The organism is Spongiibacter sp. (assembly GCF_984394615.1).
This window is the reverse complement of record NZ_CFHTQA010000068.1, coordinates 1-7,724: the sequence shown is the minus strand read 5'-3', so window position 1 is coordinate 7,724 and position 7,724 is coordinate 1. Positions and strand designations below refer to the sequence as shown.

General features: G+C 54.9%; 5 protein-coding genes. 4 read left to right on the top strand and 1 reads right to left on the bottom strand.

Annotated features, from left to right (window positions below; genetic code table 11):
- Nucleotides 1–6: 6 nt before the first annotated feature.
- Nucleotides 7–630 (bottom strand): DUF4382 domain-containing protein, encoded by a 624-nt coding sequence (locus AC5DB9_RS16120; protein WP_483151476.1) that lies wholly within the window; start codon nt 628–630, stop codon nt 7–9.
- Between the two features lie 299 nt (nt 631–929).
- On the opposite strand from AC5DB9_RS16120, the gene AC5DB9_RS16115 reads away from it, so the two are divergent.
- The 4 genes from AC5DB9_RS16115 to AC5DB9_RS16100 all read left to right on the top strand — a co-directional run.
- Nucleotides 930–3,098, top strand: a complete 2,169-nt coding sequence (locus AC5DB9_RS16115) for a TonB-dependent receptor (RefSeq protein WP_272994087.1) — start codon at nt 930–932, stop codon at nt 3,096–3,098.
- Nucleotides 3,099–3,307: 209 nt separating this feature from the next.
- A complete protein-coding gene (locus AC5DB9_RS16110; RefSeq protein WP_272994088.1) occupies nt 3,308–5,092 on the top strand; it encodes an FAD-dependent oxidoreductase in 1,785 nt (594 codons plus the stop codon).
- 1 nt (nt 5,093) lies between these two features.
- Nucleotides 5,094–6,935: a 2-oxoacid:acceptor oxidoreductase subunit alpha gene (locus AC5DB9_RS16105; protein ID WP_272994089.1), complete on the top strand. Its 1,842-nt coding sequence runs from the start codon at nt 5,094–5,096 to the stop codon at nt 6,933–6,935.
- A partial coding sequence (locus tag AC5DB9_RS16100) for a 2-oxoacid:ferredoxin oxidoreductase subunit beta (protein WP_491732092.1) occupies nt 6,935–7,724 on the top strand: 790 nt, incomplete at its 3' end. The genes AC5DB9_RS16105 and AC5DB9_RS16100, both read left to right, overlap by 1 nt.

Here is a 7,724-nt window from a genome sequence, read left to right as displayed (position 1 = left end):
CACGAATCAAATTTGCAAACTTGAATTAAGTATGGGGTTCACCGGACGGTTACGTCGCATCGCCGGGCGAAGCAGGTAGTGGTCTGCATTCGCAGGCTTGGTCAGGCCCTTGCGCAAGACGAAATCTATGGTGAAATCGCTGCGACTCCCCGCCGCTACTGTGAAGCCGGTGTTGAGTTGGAGGAAGCGAGGCTGGCCGTTTGCGTTGCCATTTTGCTGGCCGGGGATGAACAGGTCGGTTTCATTGCCCAGTTCCGGGGTGACGCTGGAATTGGGAATCCCGCCATCCACATAAACTCGCAGCCATTGATAGTCGCCCGGGGGAACGTCTACACCTTCCAAAATCGGTTCGGCATCGTTGCCGGTCAGGGCGAGCAGGTTGTCAATAGTTACGGGCTCGTCGAACTCGTAGCTGAGCACCTCGGCATCATCATCTGCGGGTTTCAGATCAATGCGGCTGAAGGTGACTTTGACGATCTCGACGTCGTCGACCGGTGCATCGGTCACGGAAAAACTGGTTGATCCACTGCCGCTGCTGCCGCCGGACGAACCTCCGCAGGCGCTTAACAGCGCGGTGCTGCCGATCACCAGCGCAAGTGCTTTCATTGTGAAGTTCGGTGTCTTTGACATGATGTTTGCCTCTTCTTATTACTCGGTACTTGAGGCGTCCGTGCTTGGCGTTGTGCCCGGTAAACTCTCTCCTTGGGGATAAAGCGGTATACGACCACTTATGAGCAGTATAGGCAGGGGGTTTGGTAGATAGTTCTTCAGGATATTTACCGCATCCCCAGTTTGGGAGCTGGCGCACATGGACAGTGGCTGTCATATCGCCGCACTTTTTTCGAAATTCGCTTGCGTTTTGGCGGATTTATGCCACGCTGATTTTGCCGTTTACAACTATAAGATAAGCGCAACGGGAGAAAATAACCATGCGAAACAAACCCCTGGTAACCGCCATTCGACTGCTATCTGCCGTGGCTGCGGGCTCGATGTTGAGTTTGCCTGCAATCGCCCAGAACAAGTCGGTCTTATTGGAAGAGGTTCTCGTTACCGGTACCAAAAAAGCGGAGGCTGAAAAGCTTCAAGATGTGCCCATAGCGGCTACTGCATTCGGTGAAGATCAATTAGAGGCCCTTTTTGTGAGGGACTTGCAGAGCTTGTCTTACACCATGCCAAACGTCTCGATGGACGATGTTGGCACGGCCAAAGGGGTGGCTAATTTCTCGTTCCGCGGGCTGGGTGTAAACAGCTCGATCCCCAGTATCGACCCTACCGTGGGTGTGTTCATTGACGGTGTATATCAAGGCACGAATTCCGGTGTCGTCTTCGACCAGTTCGATATGGAAGGTATCGAGGTACTGCGTGGCCCGCAGGGCATTCTGTTCGGGCGAAATGTAACAGGTGGTGCGGTTCTGGTGCGTACTACTGATCCTACGGAAGAGTTCAGGCTGAAAGCACGGGCGTCTATGGAGTCGGGCAATAATCGCTATATCTCTCTTTCGACCTCGGGGTCTCTCGTTGAAGGCAAACTGCTGGGTAAATTCGCGGTGTACTTCAATAAAGACGGTGGCTATTTCGAAAACCGGGCTAACGACAATGATGACTTCGGCGAATCCTATATGCGGATCGTCCGAGGTGGCCTGACTTATTTGCATGCCGGTGATGCCAATGCAGAAACCACGCTCAAGTACGAGCAAAGCAGTGGTGATGGTGACGGGCCTGCAGGGCAAAACCATGCCTTGTTTGATCGCGATACTTTCGATTTTGCTGTTGATGAAGAGGGCAGTTACACCATTGAGTGGGATCGACTCTCGTTGGAGCATGTTCGCGATGTTGGCGAGGGGCGCCTGACGAATATCTTTGGTTGGAAAGACCTGAATACCTTAGCAGTCTCGGATATTGATGCATCGCCAACGCCTTTTTTCCATTCAGAAACCTATATGGAAGCAGAGCAGTTCAGTAATGAACTGCGCTATAACATACTGTTGAATGAGCGGTTTGATGTTACCGCTGGGTTGTATTACTTCACTCAAGATTTGCTGTACATAGAGCGCCGTATCCTAGTATTTGGAACCACCGATATTGCCGGTGGGGGCGAGCAAGAGACAGAAACTTGGGGTGCCTTCGCAGCGGTTGACTATAAGTTGAGTGATACGCTCTCGTTGATTGCTGGCTTGCGTTACACCGACGAGACGAAAGACGCCAAGATAGCGACCATTCCATTCAACGGTTGTAGTACCGATGCTCGAGAATGTACATCTTACGATTTCGAGGATGAGGAAAGCTGGAGCAACGTATCACCAAAAGTTGGCTTGCAATGGTATCCGTTCGAGACCACGCAGATTTATGCGAGTTACAGCCAGGGCTTCCGCTCGGGTGGTTATAACCAACGCAACACGGTTCCCGGAGCAAGCCCCGGGCCTTTCGACGAGGAGAAACAAGACTCGTTGGAGGTAGGTGTGAAAGTTGATGCATTCGATGGTCGGCTTCGTGTGAATGCTGCGGTTTTCCAGAACGAAATTGAAGATATGCAGCGGGAGGTTAACTTCGCTGTGCCAGGGTTAGGTGTTGGCCAAGTCATCGTGAATTCCGCGGATGCGACAATTACGGGTGCCGAGTTTGAGTTGTTGGCAGGGCTTGGGGATCACTTGGTCCTTTCTATGAATGCCGGGTATCTGGATGGTGATTACGACACTGTGCGCGAAGACTTGAACCGTGATGGCGTGATCAATGGCCAAGATAAGAGTCTGGCCTTACCTCGACTGGCGCAGTGGACATATGGCACCAGCTTGACGTGGCAGTACGACGTTAATGACGGCGATATGATTAGCGCGCGGGTTGGCTACAATCATCGTGACCCCTCTGCCTATACCGATGATAACCTGGGTGTGCTGAATTCCGCCGATATGGTTGATGCCGCAATCAGCTATAACACCAAAGGCGGGTTTACTTACACGATCTTCGGGAAGAATCTAAAAGACGAAGTGACCCACGGGAATGACACTCAGTTGCCAGCCGCTTTCGGTGGTCCTGGGGCGTCTTTCGCGCCACTTAACAAAGGCGTGGTGTACGGCGCGGAAATTAAATACAGCTTCTAGGAGTTCTCCTGTTGGCTGTGCTCCATGCATGCCGACCTTCGGGTCGGCTTTTTTTGGTTCAAGATATTGGCTGTCGCTTTTTAGACATGGAAATGTCGCCATTTAGCTGGTGAATTTTGCTCTTTGCTGTGCTGTAATTTGCGCAGACATTTTGTCTGCTCACTGACCTGCCATAACAATAATTGGCGCAGCATAAGAGAGGGGACGCATTGAAGCCGACCGACGTCAAGAACCCGGAATACTTCCACAAGGTTGTAGATTGCCAATATGCCTGTCCGGCTCACACGCCGGTACCGGAATACATTCGCCTCATTGCCGCACAGCGTTATACCGATGCCTATATGATCAACTGGGAATCCAATGTTTTCCCGGGGGTGTTGGGGCGTACCTGTGACCGGCCCTGCGAGCCGGCGTGTCGCCGGGGACGGGTGGAGGAAGAGCCCGTTGCGATCTGCCGACTCAAGCGTGTAGCGGCAGATCTGAAAGACGATATTTCGTCGCGGCTGCCGGACATTCCCAAGAAGAAAAATGGTAAACGCATTGCACTGGTAGGCGGCGGCCCCGCCTCGCTGACGGTCGCGCGAGACCTGATGCCGCTGGGATACAGCATTGATCTCTACGATGAGCAACCTGCGGGCGGCGGTTTTATGCGCAGCCAGATTCCCGCGTTCCGCTTGCCGGAAAGTGTATTGAACGAGGAAGTCGGCTTTATTTTGAATATGGGCGTAGTGACGCACTTCAATCACTATGTCGACAGCTTGAAAGCCCTGCTGGAAAAAGACTACGACGCGGTGTTTGTCGGCAGTGGTGCTCCGCAGGGGCGCGACTTGGATATCGCCGGTCGCGAGGCGGCGGACAGCAATATTCATATCGGTATTAACTGGCTGGCGAATGTAGCCTTCGGTCATATCGAGAAAGTGGGTAAGCGGGTGCTGGTACTCGGCGGCGGTAACACCGCAATGGATTGCTGTCGCACCGCACGTCGCCTGGGTGGCGAGGATGTGCGAGTGGTTGTTCGCAGTCCCTTTGAAGAAATGAAAGCCTCACCCTGGGAGAAAGAAGATGCCCAGCACGAGGGCATCCCTATTTACGATAACCATGTGCCCAAGGCGTTCCTTATTGAGAATGGCCGCCTGGTGGGTATGCGTTTTGAAAAGGTGAAGGCGGTTTATGACAGCGGTCGCCGCGAGCTGATTCCCACGGGCGAGCCGCCGGTCGATATGGCCTGCGACGACGTATTGATTGCCATCGGCCAGGAAAATGCTTTCCCGTGGATTGAGCGGGATATCGGCATTGAATTCGGCAAGTGGGAGTTGCCGGAGGTCGATGCTGTGACCTTCCAGTCCACCAATCCCAAGGTGTTCTTCGGTGGTGATGCGGCCTTTGGGCCGGAAAATGTCATCACTGCGGTGGCCCATGGTCATCAAGCCGCGATTTCCATTGACCTGTTCTGCAACGGAGAATCGCTCACCGACCGGCCACCACCGGGGGTGAGTCTGGTCAGTCAGAAAATGGGGATTCACGAATGGAGCTACGACAGCGGCATTGAAACCGATACACGCTATGTGGTGCCGCAGGCAGAGCTGGATAAAACCCTCAGTGATCGCCGACTGGAAGTCGAACTTGGTTTCGATGCCACCACCGCCTTCAACGAAGCGCAGCGCTGCCTGAACTGCGATGTGCAGACGGTGTTCAGCGAAAAGCTGTGTATAGAGTGCGATGCCTGTATCGATATCTGCCCGACGGACTGCCTCACGTTTACGGTGAATGACGAGGAAGATCCCGAGGACGCCCTGCGTCAGGTGCTGAAAATGCCGGCCAATAATAACGAGCAGAGTCTGTATGTATCAGACGATCTGCGCACAGGTCGGGCCATGATCAAAGACGAAAACGTCTGCCTTCACTGCGGGCTTTGCGCCGAGCGCTGTCCAACCGCTGCCTGGGATATGCAGAAGTTCTATTACAGTGTGACCAAGGCGGGGCAGGGTGTCTGAGATGAAGCGTATAGAAGCGGTTAACGATTTCGTTATCAAGTTTGCCAACGTCAACGGCACCGGCTCGGCCAGCGCCAATAATATGTTTGCCAAGGCGCTGTTTCGTATGGGGCTGCCGGTCAGCCCCAAAAATATCTTTCCCTCGAATATTCAGGGCCTGCCCACCTGGTACGAAGTGCGGGTGAATGAGAAGGGCTTTCTCGGGCGACGCGGCGGCGTGGATATGATGGTCTGTGTGAACCCGCAGAGCATGGCCAAGGATATTCAGGAACTGGAACCTGGCGGTTACTTTCTTTACGACTCCAGTAAACCGCTTGACCTGCGCCTGATGCGCAGCGACGTGCAGTTTATCGGTATTCCCCTGCGTGACCTCTGCCAGCGGGAATTCAGCGATCCGCGCCAGCAGCAACTGTTTCGCAATGTGATCTATGTGGGTGCCCTGTCAGCGCTGCTTGATATCGAGTTTGACGTGCTTACCACGCTGGTTTCAGATCAGTTTCGAGGCAAGGAAAAACTGATTACGCCAAACGTGCGCGCGCTGGAATTGGGCTATCACTACGCCCGGGACAATTTTGAATGCCCGCTGGGGATTCGCGTTGAACGCCGCGATGCCGTCGGTGATCAGATTCTGCTGGACGGCAATACCGCCGTGGCACTGGGTGCGATTTACGGTGGCGCCAGCGTTGCGGCCTGGTATCCGATTACCCCATCCACCTCGGTAGTCGATGCCTTCGACAAGTACTGTCGCCGACTGCGTATCGACCCCGCCAGCGGCAATAAACACTACGCCATTGTGCAGGCCGAAGATGAGCTGGCGGCCATTGGAATGGTGATCGGTGCGAGCTGGAATGGCGCCCGTTCGTTTACGGCGACCAGCGGCCCCGGCATTTCCTTGATGAGCGAATTCCTCGGATTGGCCTACTTTGCCGAGATTCCCTGCGTGCTGGTGAATGTGCAGCGGGCGGGGCCGTCAACAGGTATGCCCACGCGCACCCAACAGTCTGACATTATGGCCTGCGCCTACGCGTCGCACGGCGATACCAAGCACGTATTGCTGTTCCCCTCGACGCCCGCCGAATGCTTCGATATGGGCGCTGAGGCCTTCGACCTTGCCGAGCAGCTCCAGACGCCAGTGATCATCATGAATGATCTCGATCTGGGCATGAACGACAGCATGTCGCCACCGCTGAAGTGGGACGACTCGCGTGAGTACCAGCGCGGCAAGGTTTACACCAGCGAGCAGCTGGAAGCGATGAGTGAGCGCTTTGGTCGCTACCTGGACAGCGATGGTGACGGCATTCCCTATCGCACCTATCCTGGCACGCACCCGGAGAAAGGCGCTTTCTTTACCCGTGGCACGTCGCGGGATGAATACGCGGTGTACACCGAAGACAGTGCAGCCTATGAATACAATATGCAGCGCCTGCTGAAAAAGTGGGATACGGCCAAGACCTATGTGCCTGACGCCGAAGTGATTGGGCAGGGCAGCAAAGTCGGGGTGATTTATTTCGGCACCAGCCGCGATGCCACACTCGAAGCGGTCGCTGCCCTGAGAGACAGCGGCATTACCGTCGACAGTCTCCGTCTGCGTGCCTTCCCTTTCGATGCCTCCGTCGACAAGTTCATTGCCGAGCACGACACGCTGTTTCTGGTAGAGCAGAACCGCGATGCACAGATGCGTACGCTGTTGGTCAATGAGCTGCTGATCTCGCCGCGAAGCCTCATTCCGATTCTCAACTATGGCGGGATGCCGATTACTGCCCGCCAGATCGAGAAAGAAATTCGCCAACAGCTCGACGAAAATAAAGTCCAACCGCTGCGTGCGGCTAAGGAGAACGGCTGATGAGTTACCTGCGTCCCGCGTTTCGTCATCCCGAACAACCGACTAATGAACTGGGTTATACCCGCCGCGATTACGAAGGCGCCATTTCCACGCTTTGCGCTGGCTGCGGTCATGACTCCATCAGTGCCGCGATTGTGCAGGCCTGCTTTGAACTGTCGATTCCGCCGCACCGTGTTGCCAAGCTGTCCGGTATCGGTTGCAGTTCGAAAACCCCGACCTATTTTCTCGGTAAATCCCACGGTTTTAACTCGGTTCACGGACGTATGCCGTCGGTAGCGACCGGTGCCAATTTGGCGAACCGGGACCTGATTTACGTGGGCGTGTCCGGCGATGGGGACAGCGCGTCTATCGGCATGGGGCAGTTCACCCATGCGGTACGTCGCAATGTGAACATGCTGTATGTTGTCGAGAACAATGGCTGCTACGGACTCACCAAAGGGCAGGACTCCGCCACGGCGGATGTCGGCTCCATCAGCAAAAAAGGCGAGCCCAACCCCTTTGAAGCCATCGACCTGGTCAGTATTGCCCTGCAACTGGGGGCGACCTTTGTGGCGCGCAGCTTCTCCGGTGATCGCGCGCAACTGGTACCGCTGATCAAAGCGGCGATCAGCCACAATGGCTTTGCCTTTATCGATGTGGTTTCGCCCTGCGTCACCTTCAATAACAACCCCGGTTCCACCAAAGGGTACGAGTACGTGCGCGATCATCTGGCCGCGACTGGCACCGTGGATTATGTGCCATTCAAGCAGGAAATTACGGCGGACTACGCCGAGGGTGAAAGCAAGGCCG

What these genes read in the sequence shown, in the direction of transcription:
- AC5DB9_RS16120 (WP_483151476.1), bottom strand. Translation starts at nt 630, where the DNA reads ATGTCAAAGACACCGAACTTCACAATGAAAGCACTTGCGCTGGTGATC.
- AC5DB9_RS16115 (WP_272994087.1), top strand. Translation starts at nt 930, where the DNA reads ATGCGAAACAAACCCCTGGTAACCGCCATTCGACTGCTATCTGCCGTG.
- AC5DB9_RS16105 (WP_272994089.1), top strand. Translation starts at nt 5,094, where the DNA reads ATGAAGCGTATAGAAGCGGTTAACGATTTCGTTATCAAGTTTGCCAAC.